This window comes from Dermacoccus sp. UBA1591, assembly GCF_002322065.1.
Lineage (GTDB): Bacteria > Actinomycetota > Actinomycetes > Actinomycetales > Dermatophilaceae > Dermacoccus > Dermacoccus nishinomiyaensis.
The window spans coordinates 16,656-29,373 of record NZ_DCNR01000040.1 but is presented as its reverse complement, the minus strand read 5'-3'; the positions used below and the strand labels follow the sequence as shown (position 1 = coordinate 29,373).

Annotated in this window: 9 protein-coding genes and 1 pseudogene; 8 read left to right on the top strand and 2 right to left on the bottom strand. The window is 70.1% G+C overall.

Annotated elements, in window-relative coordinates:
• Nucleotides 1-111: 111 nt before the first annotated feature.
• On the top strand, nucleotides 112-2,019 hold the full coding sequence (locus B2284_RS04105) for an acetate--CoA ligase (protein WP_286697233.1): 1,908 nt from the start codon (nucleotides 112-114) through the stop codon (nucleotides 2,017-2,019).
• 168 nt (nucleotides 2,020-2,187) lie between these two features.
• Here B2284_RS04105 and B2284_RS04100 read toward each other — a convergent pair whose 3' ends face one another.
• Complete coding sequence (locus B2284_RS04100) at nucleotides 2,188-3,438, bottom strand: saccharopine dehydrogenase family protein (protein WP_006944880.1); 1,251 nt, start codon at nucleotides 3,436-3,438, stop codon at nucleotides 2,188-2,190.
• A gap of 112 nt (nucleotides 3,439-3,550) precedes the next feature.
• Between B2284_RS04100 and B2284_RS04095 the strand changes: the two genes are divergently transcribed.
• The 7 genes from B2284_RS04095 to B2284_RS04065 all read left to right on the top strand — a co-directional run bounded on the left by B2284_RS04095 (nucleotide 3,551) and on the right by B2284_RS04065 (nucleotide 12,096).
• Nucleotides 3,551-4,930: an L-serine ammonia-lyase gene (locus B2284_RS04095; protein WP_286697232.1), complete on the top strand. Its 1,380-nt coding sequence runs from the start codon at nucleotides 3,551-3,553 to the stop codon at nucleotides 4,928-4,930.
• 129 nt (nucleotides 4,931-5,059) lie between these two features.
• On the top strand, nucleotides 5,060-6,247 hold the full coding sequence (gene dxr / locus B2284_RS04090; RefSeq protein WP_115297189.1) for a 1-deoxy-D-xylulose-5-phosphate reductoisomerase: 1,188 nt from the start codon (nucleotides 5,060-5,062) through the stop codon (nucleotides 6,245-6,247).
• Nucleotides 6,247-7,569, top strand: coding sequence for a M50 family metallopeptidase (locus B2284_RS04085; protein ID WP_074039832.1), 1,323 nt, complete (start codon nucleotides 6,247-6,249; stop codon nucleotides 7,567-7,569). The genes dxr and B2284_RS04085 overlap by 1 nt, the downstream gene beginning before the upstream one ends.
• 47 nt (nucleotides 7,570-7,616) lie before the next feature.
• Nucleotides 7,617-8,774: a flavodoxin-dependent (E)-4-hydroxy-3-methylbut-2-enyl-diphosphate synthase gene (ispG, locus tag B2284_RS04080; protein WP_062257398.1), complete on the top strand. Its 1,158-nt coding sequence runs from the start codon at nucleotides 7,617-7,619 to the stop codon at nucleotides 8,772-8,774.
• Nucleotides 8,775-8,799: 25 nt separating this feature from the next.
• Nucleotides 8,800-9,717 carry a GNAT family N-acetyltransferase gene (locus tag B2284_RS04075; protein WP_286697231.1) on the top strand — a complete coding sequence of 306 codons (918 nt, stop codon included), beginning with the start codon at nucleotides 8,800-8,802 and terminating at the stop codon, nucleotides 9,715-9,717.
• A gap of 120 nt (nucleotides 9,718-9,837) precedes the next feature.
• Nucleotides 9,838-10,242, top strand: coding sequence for a DoxX family protein (locus tag B2284_RS04070; protein WP_062257400.1), 405 nt, complete (start codon nucleotides 9,838-9,840; stop codon nucleotides 10,240-10,242).
• A gap of 174 nt (nucleotides 10,243-10,416) precedes the next feature.
• Complete coding sequence (locus B2284_RS04065; protein ID WP_006944872.1) at nucleotides 10,417-12,096, top strand: acyl-CoA dehydrogenase family protein; 1,680 nt, start codon at nucleotides 10,417-10,419, stop codon at nucleotides 12,094-12,096.
• A gap of 175 nt (nucleotides 12,097-12,271) precedes the next feature.
• Here the strand turns inward: B2284_RS04065 and B2284_RS14430 are convergent.
• Nucleotides 12,272-12,667: pseudogene (locus tag B2284_RS14430) on the bottom strand (AIM24 family protein); the annotation flags it as partial.
• Nucleotides 12,668-12,718 lie beyond the last annotated feature (51 nt).

Genomic DNA, 12,718 nt, shown 5'->3' with positions numbered 1-12,718 from the left:
GCCGAGTGGATCTCACGAAGCATGAGGCCAAGCGTGGCACACGAGCGATTCGTCGCCGAGCACGGCGGCGAACTCACCCGGAACCTCGCCATCACGAGGCAAGATGGGTGTATGACCGACGTCACGTTCGACCACGCCTCACTCCACGCGCGCAGCCTCGACGACCCCGAGGGGTTCTGGCTCGAGGCCGCCAGCGGCGTCGACTGGATCACCCGACCCAAGCGGGCGCTCGACGCCTCGAGCGCCCCGCTGTACCGCTGGTTTCCCGACGCGCGGCTCAACACCTGCTACAACGCGCTCGACCGGCACGTCATCACCGGCCGCGCCGATCAGCCGGCGCTCATCCACGACAGCGCCGTCACCGGCACGAGCCGCACGTACACCTACGCCGAACTGCTCGACGAGGTCGCCCGCCTCGCCGGGGTGCTCCAGGCGCTCGGGGTGGAGAAGGGCGACCGGGTCGTCATCTACATGCCGATGATCGCGGAGGCCGTCATCTCGATGCTCGTCTGCGCGCGCATCGGGGCGGTGCACTCGGTTGTGTTCGGCGGCTTTGCGCCCACCGAGCTGGCCGCACGCATCGACGACGCCCAGCCCAAGGTCGTGCTGTCCGCGAGCTGCGGCGTCGAGCGCACCCGCGTCATCGAGTACAAGCCGATGCTCGACGCGGCACTCGCCCGCGCGTCGCACGAGGTGGGGCACTGCGTCATCGTGCAGCGCCCGCAGTGCGAGGCGAGCCTGGGGGAGAAGGACTTCGACTGGGCGCAGGTCATGGCGCCCGGTGCGGTGCAGCCCGCCGGCTGCGTCGCCGTCGCGGCCACCGACCCGCTCTACATCCTCTACACCTCCGGCACGACGGGGCGGCCGAAGGGCATCGTGCGTGACAACGGTGGCCACGCCGTGGCCCTGACGTGGTCGATGAAGCACGTCTACGGCGTGGAGGCCGGTGACGTGTGGTTCACGGCCAGCGACGTCGGCTGGGTGGTCGGCCACTCCTACATCGCCTACGCGCCGCTGTTCGCGGGCCTGACGACGGTGCTGTACGAGGGCAAGCCCGTCGGCACCCCGGACGCCGGCGCGTTCTGGCGCATCGTCGAGCAGTACGGCGTCGCGGGCCTGTTCACGGCGCCGACGGCGATCCGCGCGATCAAGAAGGAGGATCCGGACGGCTCGTTGATCGCCGGGCACGACCTGTCGTCGTTGCGGACGCTCTTCCTCGCCGGTGAGCGCCTCGACCCCGACACCTACGCCTGGGCGCACGACAAGCTCGGGGTGCCGGTCGTCGACAACTGGTGGCAGACGGAGACGGGGTGGCCCATCGTCGCGAACCCGGTCGGCATCGAGTCGTTCGCGCCGAAGCCCGGATCGGCGACCAAGCCCCTGCCCGGCTACGACGTGCAGGTGCTCGCGCCCGACGGCTCGCCCGTCGAACCAGGCGCCGAGGGTGCCGTGTGCCTCAAGCTGCCGCTGCCGCCCGGTACGCTCGCGACGCTGTGGGGTGGCGACGAGCGCTACGTCAGCTCCTACCTGTCCGCGTTCGAGGGCTATTACCTCACCGGTGACGGCGGCTACATCGACGACGACGGGTACGTGTGGATCATGGGCCGCACCGACGACGTGCTCAACGTCGCGGGGCATCGCCTGTCGACGGGCGCCCTCGAGGCCGCGCTCGCGGGGCACCCCGCCGTCGCCGAGTGCGCCGTCATCGGGGTCGCCGACCAGCTCAAGGGCCAGGTGCCGCGGGCGCTCGTCGTGCTCAAGGCCGGGCGGGAGTACACCGACGACGAGTTGCTCACCGTCCGCGACGAACTCAAGGCGCGCGTGCGCGCCGAGGTCGGGGCGCTCGCCTCGCTCAGCGACGTCGACGTCGTCCAGGCCCTGCCGAAGACGCGATCGGGCAAGATCCTGCGCAAGACGATGCGCCAGATGGCCGACGGTGAGACGCCCCAGGTGCCCGGCACGATCGAGGATGCCAGCGTCCTCGACGCTCTCGGTGAGGTGCTGCGCCACCACTCGTGACGTTCGCGACGCCGCGCGGCGTCGTCCGCGCCGGCTATGACGAGCTGGTGCTGCACCTCGGCGCGGCGGCTGCCGATCTCGGCGCATGCCGAGAACGGTTCGTCCCCGGCACCGCATCGGTCCCGGGGACGAACGCTACGTCACTCGAACTCAGCCGAGCTTTCGAAATCAGCCGAGCTTCGTCACCTCGAGCGTCACGCCGTGCTGACGCAGGCGCTCGGCGTACGGCGCCCCGAGGGCGACTGCGGGCGTGAGGACGCCGCCGTCCGCCTCGCCGGGCAGCGTCGGCAGGTCGCCGAGCGCCAGCGTCACGGCCGCCTCGCCGAGCATGACGGCCGTCGCCTTGTAGCCCGGGTCGCCCTGCGAGGCGACGATCGAGCGGTAGCGGGCGCCGCTCGTCGTCGTCGAGCGGATGTCCATGCGGAAGAAGCCCTTCTCGCGCGCTTCCTCGCTCGGGCCGCTGCCCGGCGCGGGGACGAGGCGTTCGAGCAGCGGGCGCAGACGCTTGACGCCCATCGCGCCGAAGCCCGCCCCCAGCGCACCCGCGACGGCGTACGCCATCGCGCGACCCTTGACGCCCTTGCCGGCCTTCATCACCTCGCGGTAGCGGAAACCCGAGCCGTACACGTGGCCGAGCAGCGCGTTGCTGCGGCGCACGATGCGCGTGTTGTAGGAGGCCATGAGGAACGGCGCGACCCACGCGTCGACGTCGTCGGAGTACCACACCGACAGCGAGTCCTTGAACTCGCCGCTCGGCTCGCGCGAGCGGTCGGGGGAGAGGGAGAACTTGTCGCCGGCGATCTTGCGGCGAGCGGGGTCGTCGGCGATGTCGTCGGCCTGCTGCATCGCCGAGGCGATCGTCCCGCCGCTCATGCCGCCCTTCATCGACGCGTACTCGGTCGTCGCCGTGAGTTCCCCGTCACCGGCCTCACGCGCCGTCTGGGCGAGCAGGAAGACGCCGAGGTCGGAGGGCACCGAGTCGTAGCCGCACGAGTTGACGATACGTGCGCCGTTCGCGCGGGCCGTCGCGTCGTAGCGGTCGATGCAGTCGTGGGCGAAGAGCACCTCGCCGGTGAGGTCGACGTAGTGGGTGCCGGCCTCGGCACAGGCGCCGACGAGCGGCAGGCCGTGGCGCGCGTACGGGCCGACGGTGGAGATGACGACGCGTGCCCGGTTCGCGAGGGCGTGCAGCGACGCCTCGTCGCCGGAGTCGGCTGTCACGATGCCCCAACCGGCGGCGGCTGCGGCCTCGGTGCTCAGGTCGTCGCGCACCTTCTCGACCTTCGAGGCGGTGCGTCCGGCGAGGGCGATGCGGATGTCATTCGGCGCGTGCTCGGCGAGGTGCTTCGCGACGAGCCGGCCGACGAACCCGGTCGCGCCGTAGAGGACGATGTCGAATTCTCGCGTCGTATCAGTCATGCTCCGCAGGCTACCGGTGAGTCACCTGCGCTGCCCACATACCTGAGGGGGGCCTCGATTACTCGTGTGGCCACATTGTGTGCGAATCTGTCCGCATGATGGATGGTGTGGCATGGCGCTGAGTGCATTCGAACTGTACTCGATCGGTATCGGACCCTCGTCGTCCCACACCGTCGGTCCCATGCGAGCCGCGGGGCGGTTCCTCGAATCCTTGCGCGTGGCAGGGCTGTTCGACGACGTCGCGCGCGTCCAGGTCGAACTGTGCGGGTCGCTCGGGCAGACCGGCCACGGGCACGGCTCCGACAAGGCGGTCGTCCTCGGCCTGATGGGTGAGGACCCGGAGACGGTCGACACCGACACCGCGGACGCGCGTTTCCACGCGGTCAAGGAGACCCACCGCCTTCTGCTCGGCGGCCTGCGCGAGGTGCCCCTCGACGACGACGACCTCGTCCTGCACCGCCGCAAGACGCTGCCCGGGCACCCGAACGGCATGATCGCTCGGGCGCTCGGCGCTGACGGATCGGTGCTTCTCGAGCGCGTCTACTACTCCGTCGGAGGCGGGTTCGTCGTCGACGAGGACGCGCTCGGCGCCGACCGTGTCGTGCAGGACACGACGCCCGTCGAGTTCCCGTTCAACACGGGCAAGGAACTGCTCGAGATCTGTGCGCGCACGGGTCTGCCGATCAGCGAGGTCATGATGCGCAACGAGCTGTCGTGGCGCACCGAGGAGGAGGTGCGCTCGGGCATGCTGCACCTGTGGTCGGTCATGGATCAGTGCATCACCAACGGTTTCTCGACCGAGGGCACCCTCCCCGGCGGGCTCAAGGTGCCGCGCCGCGCCCCCGCCATCCACCGTGCGCTGCAGCAGCAGGTCGAGCCCGGCTACCCGATCGACCCGCTCGATGTCATGGACTGGGTCAACCTGTTCGCCATGGCCGTCAACGAGGAGAACGCCGCGGGCGGCCGCGTCGTCACCGCGCCGACGAACGGTGCGGCCGGCATCATCCCCGCCGTCCTCAAGTACTACGTCAAGTTCGTCCCCGGCGCCGATGAGGACGGCATCGTCCGGTTCCTGCTGACGGCTGCGGCCATCGGCATCCTGTTCAAGGAGAACGCCTCCATCTCGGGCGCCGAGGTCGGCTGCCAGGGCGAGGTCGGTTCGGCGTGCGCGATGGCGTCCGGTGCGTTGTGCGAGGTCATCGGCGGCAACCCCGAGCAGGTCGAGAACGCCGCCGAGATCGGCATCGAGCACAACCTCGGCTTGACGTGCGACCCCGTCGGCGGGCTCGTGCAGATCCCGTGCATCGAACGCAACGCGATCGCCTCGATGAAGGCGATCAACGCCGCTCGCCTGTCGCGTCGCGGTGACGGCAAGCACACCGTCAGCCTCGACCAGGCGATGAAGACGATGCGCGAGACCGGCCGCGACATGAGCGTCAAGTACAAGGAGACGGCACGCGGCGGGCTGGCTGTCAACGTCATCGAGTGCTGACGTCCGGGCGAGCGGCGGCCGTCACCGCGTCTCACTGAGGCGCTGAGTGGCGACGCCTCGCGTCGTGAGCGATGGTTCGTCGCAGCGGGCTCGGGGGCGGTTGTCAGACGTCTCGTACACAATGGGGGCGTGACCACCCAGCGCACCGTCTCCCTGCTCGGCTCCACCGGTTCGATCGGCACCCAGGCGTGCCAGATCGCGCGGAACAACCCCGAGCGCTTCCGCATCGTCGCGCTCAGCTCCGGCGGGCGCGACCTCGAGCTCGTCGCGCGTCAGGCCGTCGAGTTCGACGTCGAGCTCGTCGGTATCGCCTCCGGTGACGCGGCACGGCTCGAGACGCTCATCGCCGATGCGGCGTCGGGCGCAGGCAAGCAGGTTGTCAGCCGCGTCGTCAGTGGTGACGACGCGTCGGTGCAGGTCGCGAGCGTCGGTGCGGACGTCGTTCTCAACGGCATCACCGGTTCGATCGGTCTGCGCCCGACGATCGCAGCGCTCGAGGCGGGCAGCACACTGGCGCTCGCGAACAAGGAGTCGCTCATCGTCGGTGGCCCGATCGTCAAGCGTCTCGAAAGGCCCGGGCAGATCGTGCCCGTCGACTCGGAGCACTCGGCCATCGCGCAGGCGCTCACCTCCGGTACGCACGACGAGGTGCGCAAACTCGTCGTCACTGCCAGTGGAGGGCCGTTTCGCGGCATGAGCCGCGCCGCGCTGGCCGACGTCACACCCGCACAAGCCCTGAAGCACCCCAACTTCGCGATGGGCAAGGTCATCACCACCAACTCGGCGACGCTCGTCAACAAGGGCCTCGAGGTGATCGAGGCGCACCTGCTGTTCGACATCCCGATCGATCGTGTCGAGACGGTCGTGCACCCGCAGCAGTACATCCACTCGATGGTCGAGTTCGTCGACGGCGCCGTCGTCGCGCAGCTCGGCCTGCCGACGATGCTCGTGCCGATCGCGATGGGCCTCGACTGGCCGCACCGCATCGCGGGCGTGGAGACACCGATCGACTGGACGAAGGCGATGGACTGGCGGTTCGAACCTCTCGACGACGAGGCGTTCCCCGCCGTTCGCCTCGCCCGTCAGGTGGGTGAGGCCGGCTCGACGTACCCGGCCGTCTACAACGCGGCCAACGAAGAGTGCGTCGAGGCCTTCCACGACGGGCGCATCGGCTTCCTCGACATCGTCGAAACCGTCGAGAAGGTCGTCGACCAGCACGCGCCCGAGAGCGGCGAACCTGACGTCGACGCCGTCCTCGCCGCAGAGACATGGGCGCGCCGCACCGCGCACACGCTGATCGAGAAGGGGCTGCGCTGATGCTGTTCGTCCTCGGGGTGCTGTTCATGATCGTCGGCGTGGCTGCCTCGATCGCGCTGCACGAGATGGGGCACATGGTGCCCGCGAAGAAGTTCGGCGTCCGCGTGCCGCAGTACATGATCGGCTTCGGCCCGACGCTGTGGTCGAAGAAGCGCGGCGAGACCGAGTACGGCGTCAAAGGCATCCCGCTCGGCGGTTACGTGCGCATGATCGGCATGTACCCGCCGAAGGCGGGCGACCCGGACGGCTCCGTGCGCGCCTCGTCGACCGGTCGGTTCAGCCAGCTCGCCGACGAGGTGCGTGAGCAGACCTTCGAGGAGCTGCGCCCCGGTGACGAGAACCGCGTCTTCTACAAGCTCAAGACGTGGCAGAAGGTCACCGTCATGTTCGGTGGGCCGTTCATGAACCTCGTCATCGCTGCGGTCGTCATGACCGTCATGGTGTGCGGCGTCGGCCTGCCGAAGCTCACCGGCACGAAGGTGACGTCGCTGACGACGTGCCTGACGAAGGTCGAACCCGGTCAGAAGTGCCCGACGGGGCAGGAGGCGCCGGCGGCCTCGAGCGGGTTGAAGCTCGATGACGTCATCATCTCGGTCGCGGGGCAGAAGGTGAACAGCAACCTCGAGGCGACCCGCGTCATCCGCGCGCACGGCGGCGAGAAGATCCCGTTCGTCGTCGAGCGTGACGGCCGGCAGCAGACGCTGCAGGTCACGCCGAGGACGACGAAGGTGGCGAAACTCGACGCCGACGGCAACCCCGTCACCGACGCGGGTGGCCAGAACGTCATGATCGACGCCGGGTACGTCGGGCTGTCGATCGGTCAGTACACGTTGCAGCGTCAGGGCCCGGGTGCTGTCCCCGGCATGCTCGGCACGAGCATCAAGCAGACGGCGGGCGTCGTGCTGCACATACCGGAGAAGATGAAGGGCGTCGCGCAGGCGGCGTTCAGCGACGAGGCGCGCGATCCGAACGGGCCGATCTCCGTCGTCGGGGTGACGCGCATCGCGGGCGACGTCGCCGAGTCGTCGAAGGTCGAACTCGGCCAGAAGGTGCTGCTGCTGCTCAACCTGCTCGCCTCCCTCAACCTCGCGTTGTTCGTGTTCAACCTCATCCCGCTGCTGCCCCTCGACGGCGGCCACATCGCGGGTGCGCTGTGGGAGGCGATCAAGCGGCCCATCGCGCGGGCGCGCGGCGTCGCCGGCCCCGTCTACGTCGACGTGACGAAGGCGCTGCCGGTCGCGTACGCCGTCTCGCTCGTCCTCATCGGGATGTCGGTGCTGCTCATCTACGCCGACGTCGTGAAACCCATCACCATCCAGTGAGTCTCGGCCCAGCCCAGGGCGTCGCGCGGCAGTCGTAAGATGGGCTCATGTCGGTTTCTCTCGGTATGCCCTCGGCGCCCGCGCCGGTCATCGCTCCTCGTCGCAAGACGCGCAAGATCAAGGTCGGCAAGGTCGAGGTCGGGGGAGACGCCCCCATCTCGGTGCAGTCGATGACGACGACGCCGACGACCGACATCAACGCCACGCTCCAGCAGATCGCCGAGCTGACGGCCACCGGGTGCGACATCGTCCGTGTCGCGTGCCCGAGCCAGGACGACGCGGAGGCGCTGCCCGCCATCGCTCGCAAGGCGCAGATCCCCGTCATCGCCGACATCCACTTCCAGCCGAAGTACGTCTACGCGGCGATCGAGGCGGGGTGTGCGGGTGTGCGCGTCAACCCGGGCAACATCCGCAAGTTCGACGATCAGGTCAAGCAGATCGCCAAGGAGGCGAAGGACGCCGGGGTCTCCATCCGCATCGGTGTCAACGCCGGTTCGCTCGACAAGCGACTGCTCGAGAAGTACGGCAAGCCGACGGCCGAGGCGCTCGTCGAGTCGGCCGTGTGGGAGGCGTCGCTGTTCGAGGAGCACGACTTCCACGACTTCAAGATCTCCGTCAAGCACAACGACCCCGTCGTCATGGTGCGCGCCTACGAGATGCTCTCCGAGCGGGGCGACTGGCCGCTGCACCTCGGTGTGACCGAGGCCGGGCCCGCGTTCCAGGGCACGATCAAGTCGGCGACCGCGTTCGGCGCGCTGCTGAGCCGCGGCATCGGCGATACGATCCGCGTCAGCCTCTCGGCCCCGCCGGTCGAGGAGGTCAAGGTCGGCAACATGATCCTGCAGTCGCTCAACCTCAAGCCGCGCAAGCTCGAGATCGTCAGCTGCCCGAGCTGCGGGCGCGCGCAGGTCGACGTCTACACCCTCGCCGAGCAGGTGACGAAGGGCCTCGAGGGCATGGAGGTGCCGCTGCGCGTCGCCGTGATGGGCTGCGTCGTCAACGGCCCCGGTGAGGCGCGCGAGGCCGACCTCGGCGTCGCCTCCGGCAACGGCAAGGGCCAGATCTTCGTCAAGGGTGAGGTCATCAAGACGGTGCCGGAGAGCCAGATCGTCGAGACGCTCATCGAGGAGGCGATGCGCATCGCCGAGGAGATGGGCGAGGACGCGGGCGCCGACGGCGCCGGCCCCACCGTCTCGGTCGGCTGACGCCGGCATGCTGCGAGGTTCGGGGGTGCGAGCCCTCGACGCCGGCGACCGCGCCGGCGCGCGGGCGTTGTGCGACCTCGACCCGGTGACGAACGTCTTCGTCGCCGCCCGCCTCGACGAGGGCGCGCTCGGTTCGACGAGCGCTGCCTTCGGTCTCGACGGTGACGTTGGCCAGCCACTCGCGGCAGGGGCGGACTCTTCGGGGTTCGATGCCGACGGGCTGGGTCGAGGCGGCGCTCGCTCGCTCGAGTCCAGTCAACGGCCGCTGCGCTCGATGCTGTGGGCGTCGGCGAATCTCGTCCCCGTCGAGGCGAGCCCTGACGATCTGGAACGCTACGCGGCCCGCGTCAAGTGTGCGCGACGCCGCGTCAGTTCGCTGTTCGGGCCGGCCGAGCAGGTGCTGCCGCTGTGGCAGCTCGTGTCGCGTTCGTACGCGCCGGCGCGCTCGTTCCGCCCCGAGCAGCCGCTCATGGTCGCCTCGCGGGAGGCGCGCGAGCGTCAGGGCATCGAGCCCGAACCGCGCGTGCGCCTGGCCCGACTCGACGAGGTCGACGCCATCGTGCCTGCGGCCGCGGCGATGTTCACCGAGGAGATCGGCTACGCGCCCTACGTCGGCAGTGCCGCGGCCTACCGCGCCGGGGTGCAGCGCCTCGTCATGGGTGGGCGCACCTTCGTCCTGATGGACGGTGCGCGCGTACGGTTCAAGGCCGACGTCGGATCGCTCGCCTCGGGCGTGGCACAGATTCAGGGTGTGTGGATCGACCCCGCCTGGCGCGGCCGCGGGCTCGCCGCACCGTGCATGGCGCGCGTCGTCGACCTGGTCGAGGCGGAGCTCGCGCCCACCGTCAGCCTCTACGTCAACGGGTACAACACCCCCGCGCTGCGTGCGTACGAACGCGCCGGGTTCGAACGCGTCGGGACGTTCGCGACCGTCATCCTCTGATGCGGCGGCGCCGTCGCAGAGGCGACGCGGTGGCACCGCTTATCGATGGGACGAGCGCCCTGCCCCCGCACTTCGACCCGTTTCAACGGCGTTGTCAGGGCGATGTGATGGGGTGGGGGCATGAATCCTGTCACCGGTCTTCGTGAACTTCCGCCCCTGATGCGCGGGCTCGTCGGCGCGTACGTCGTCTCCGGCGTGACGCACCTCGTGCGCCCGCAGGTGTTCGAGCCGACCATTCCGCCGCTGCTACCCAAGGCGCGCGAACTCGTCTACCTCAGCGGTGTCGCCGAACTCGTCTGCGCCGCGGGTCTCGTCAACCCTGCGACGCGCCGAGCCGCGGGTTACGCCTCTGCCGCCCTGCTCGTCGCCGTGCTGCCCGCGAACGTCGAGATGGCGCGTCAGGCGCAGGCGAGTGTCCGACGCCGCTCCACGCCGGGCAAGCAGGCGCGCCTCGCCGGCATGCTCGCGCGGGTCCCGGCGCAGTGGCCGCTCATCAAGGCGAGCCTCGACATCGCTCGCCGCTGACGAGGGCTCGCGAGGCCGACCGTGCGCCGTGCGTGGGTCGCCGTCACTGTGGGTGACGGTTCGCGCCGGACTGATGGGCCCGCGCCGCATTGGCGGGCCCGCGCCGTGCGGTCGGCGTAGACTCCTGCGCGCAGACGCCGCCCGGGCACCGGGCCGGCGATCTACAGTGGCGGCATGACTGACGTGTTCGCGCTCACACCAACCAATCAGGCCGACGTCATGGCCGGGTTCGACGCCGTCGACGCCGACGAGGCGCTCAAGGACGCGGCGAGCGCGTTCGCCTCGCACGAGCATGCCGACGTTCTCGGCCCCCTGCGCGAGCTCGGTGTCATGGCCGGCAGCGAGGAGGCTCGCGAACACGGCATGGCTGCGAACACGTTCACGCCGCGGCATCGCGCCGTCGACCGGTTCGGCGCGCGTACCGACGCCGTCGAGTTCCACCCGTCCTGGCACTGGCTCATGCGCCGCGGCGTCGAGTTCGGTCTCGCGGGCGCGCCCTGGCAGGACGCGTCGGCGGACGCTCACCTGCGGCGGGCAGCGGGCTTCATCACGTGGTCCGGTGTCGAGCCCGGGCACGTCTGTCCGCTGACGATGACCCATGCCGCCGTCCCCGCCCTGCGCGCGGACGAGGCGCTGACGCAGCGTTACGCCGACGGCCTCGCGGCGAGCGTCTACGAGCCCGGCGATCTGCCCGCGGCGAGCAAGGAGGGGCTGCTCGCGGGGATGGGGATGACGGAGAAACAGGGCGGCTCCGACGTGCGCACCAACGTCACCGAGGCCACCCCGTCGGGTTTCGACGACGACGGCGCCGCCGTCTATTCGCTGCGCGGGCACAAGTGGTTCACGAGCGCGCCGACGAACGATCTGTTCCTCGTCCTCGCGCAGGCTCCCGGCGGGCTGACCTGCTTCGTCGTGCCGCGCGTGCACCCTGACGGCACTCGCAACGCGCTGCGCATCGTCCGGCTCAAGGACAAGCTCGGCAACCGCTCCAACGCGAGCAGCGAACTCGAGTTCCACGACGCCTACGCCACTCGCCTCGGTGACGAGGGTGCGGGCGTGCGCACGATCATCGAGATGGTGAGCGCGACGCGGCTCGACTGCGTCCTCGGCTCGGCCGGGCTCATGCGTCGCGCGACGAGCGAGGCGGCCTGGTACACCGCGCGTCGGCATGCCTTCGGCGGCGTCCTCGCCGACAAGCCCGCGATGCAGAACGTCCTCGCCGATCTCGCGATCGAGTCGGAGGCCGCGACGGCGCTCGGCATGCGCCTCGCGGCGAGCGTCGACCGTATCGAATCAGGCGATCCCGGCAGCGAGCACGAGCGCGCGTTCCGTCGCTTCGCACTGCCGCTCGCAAAGTTCTGGGTGTGCAAGCGCACGCCGATGCACGTCGCCGAGGCCCTCGAATGCCTCGGCGGCAACGGGTACGTCGAGGAGTCGGGCATGCCGCTGCTGTTCCGCGAGTCGCCGCTCAACTCGATCTGGGAGGGCTCGGGCAGCGTCAACGCCCTCGACGTCCTGCGCGCCCTGACGCGTTCGCCGGAGGCGTTCGAGGCCTTCAGCCGCGAGCTCGACGTGACCCGCGGCGACCACCCCGGGCTCGACGTCGCGACGAAACAGGTGCTCGCCGACGTCGTGTCGTTGACGCCCGACGACGCGGAGTACCGCGCCCGCGACATCAGCGCTCGAATGGCCGTCGTCCTCCAGGCGAGCCTGCTGCTGCGCAGCGCGCCGTCGAGCGTCAGCGACGCGTTCATCGCGAGCCGCGTGCAGGGGGAGTGGGGCGGCGTGTTCGGCACCCTCGGCACGTCGGCCGCGAGCGCCGCCATCGCCCGACGCGCGACGCCGCGGCCCTGACGCCCTGGCGGTCAGTTGAACAGCCCGCCGAGGCCGCCCTGCTCGTTCGTCGAGGGCATGAGCTTGGCGGCCCACTCCGCGAACGCCTGCGGGTTGCGTGACTGCAGGAGCACGCGCCCGGGCCCGACGAAGTTGAAACGAGCCCTTCACCGGACTTCATCGACTGGATCGAGCGTCCTTCGACCGCCCGACGCGTTGTGAACTGCATCCCCAGGTCGTAGGCGATGACGTGCCCGGTGTGGATGACGTCACGCTCGCCCGGAGCGAGGTCCATGACGGCGACCGCGCCGTAGACGCTGAGGCCCTGACCGCTGGCCTCGAGGCCGAAGCCGCCCTCGCCGCCGAAGAGGTTCTTCATGCCACCGAACTGCGAGGTGACCTCCATGCCCTCACTGTTGGCCATCCAGTTGCCGCTGACGACGAAGCAGGGGCGATCGGGCTGGATCTCGAGCGCCAGCATGCCGCCGGGCAGGACGCCGGCGATGTCGACCCACCCGCCCTCGGCGGGGGCGGTGTACGTCGTCGAGAAGAAGGACTCACCGCAGAGCACGGAGCGCTTGAGCCCCTCCATGATGCCGCCGCTGGCGGCCTTGCTGGAGATCTGCACGCCGGGCGAGTGCGC